Origin of the sequence: Neobacillus sedimentimangrovi, assembly GCF_010614825.1 — a bacterium.
Lineage (GTDB): Bacteria > Bacillota > Bacilli > Bacillales > Cytobacillaceae > Neobacillus > Neobacillus thermocopriae.
This window is the reverse complement of record NZ_JAAFZF010000098.1, coordinates 1-1636: the sequence shown is the minus strand read 5'-3', so window position 1 is coordinate 1636 and position 1636 is coordinate 1. Positions and strand designations below refer to the sequence as shown.

Here is a 1636-nt window from a genome sequence, read left to right as displayed (position 1 = left end):
CTTGACAGCTTCCATTCTACCAACTTGATGGTCTGTAAGCTGACGAAGGAGCTATTCTAGATTGAGCACCAATCTCGCTAACTTATTTCTGGAATTGAGTGAAAACCACAGAATTTGGTGAAGAGACAAAAAATTATTTTCCATAATAGAAGAAATATAAATAGATTATTGAGGACATTTGATTTTAATGAGTTAGGAAAAACAGTGGAAAGAATACTGATCTTATACCGTAGAGAAACTAGCTGAAATTTGCATGAACCCTTACTGAATAGAGGATTAAGGGGGATACAGAATTGAAAAAAATAATTGGATTTAGATAGAATTTGATTGAAAAACGGATTGGATTACGATTGATTGACTGCTTAATTTGCACAAAAAAACCGAAGGGGCTGTCTAAAAAGTCCATTTAAGAGAAAAATGAACCCAAATTAAAAACCCAAGAATGTTGATTTAACAGCATTCTTGGGTTTTGCTTTTATAAAGATTTCGGCTGAAATACCACTTTCCGGACAGCCCCTTCGGGTTGAGGACATTTATATAACCTTAATTTTTATGGAGACAAGTATGTTAAATTAGAATAAAGTTTGCAGAAGCGAGGAAGCACGTTCAGCCCTTGCCAAATCTGACTTCAATGGGATTATCCAGATTATCCCCTGAGAATAAAGTCTGCTCAAAGATTTGCCCGTTTTCTACCGAAAATGAACTCGAAAAATAAAAATGATAAGAATAAAGTTTGCTTAAACATAGTGGAGAGATCACCATAATAGAGGAATGACCAAAACCCAATTAGGGCACCTAACGGTGCCCCTGTACCATAACCGATTCTTGCCTTCTAATGAGGTGCCTATGCAATTGTATTTTTTATATTTGTTGGAATTGCCGAAATTGCTGGAGTGGGATCTAATTAGGCTATTGTTTAAGAAAAGTAAGCCATTTATTGAGGTGTTTTCGGAGGAGTCCTTCCGTATATGAGGATGGGTACACCTGATTTATACGATTGGATAGGTGCTGGTATCTGTTTAGTGGGTGTTTCAGTAATGATATTCGCACCTCGCCAATAATGAGGTATCGAAGATACCTTTCATCCATCTGCATCATACCTAGCACCTTACGGTTTCTCATATACCACCGTCAAACCCATACTTTCCACGTTACCCATACATAATTATTTATTTTTATTTTTAATTATTTCTTTATGGGCGAGTGCTTATGTCTGAAGCATGGTATACCTTCATGGACGTGGACTTCCCTTGAAAGAGGAAGCACTCTACTATAACTTACGGTTTTGCCTTACCACCGCCATCCCCATACTTACCTCGTGGCCTATACCTAATTATTTATATATATATTTATTTTTAAGGGCGAGGACCTTGCTTGGGGGGCGTATTACACGTTGCTGGACGTGGGCTTCCCCTGAAAGATGGAGCACTCTACTATACCTTGCGGTTTCCCCTGTACCACCGTCATTCCCCATACTTACCACTTGACCTCTGCCTAATTATTTATATATGGTATGTCAACACTAAACTAGACAACTTTTTTAAGGTGTTCATTTTTATATTCAATAGGGCTTAAATACCCAAGTGTTCCGTGAATTCTGATATGATTAAACCAATGAACATAATCATCTAATTCT

The 1636-nt window shown here is 37.4% G+C and carries 1 protein-coding gene and 1 pseudogene; one reads left to right on the top strand and one right to left on the bottom strand.

Annotation, left to right across the window (positions count from 1 at the left end; genetic code table 11):
* Positions 1-980: 980 nt before the first annotated feature.
* Positions 981-1061 (top strand): annotated as a pseudogene (locus tag GZA11_RS17085) (YnfA family protein); the annotation flags it as partial.
* Between the two features lie 466 nt (positions 1062-1527).
* Here GZA11_RS17085 and GZA11_RS16350 read toward each other — a convergent pair.
* Positions 1528-1636, bottom strand: a 109-nt coding sequence (locus GZA11_RS16350; RefSeq protein WP_163182945.1) for an IS3 family transposase, incomplete at its 5' end; no start/stop codon positions are given.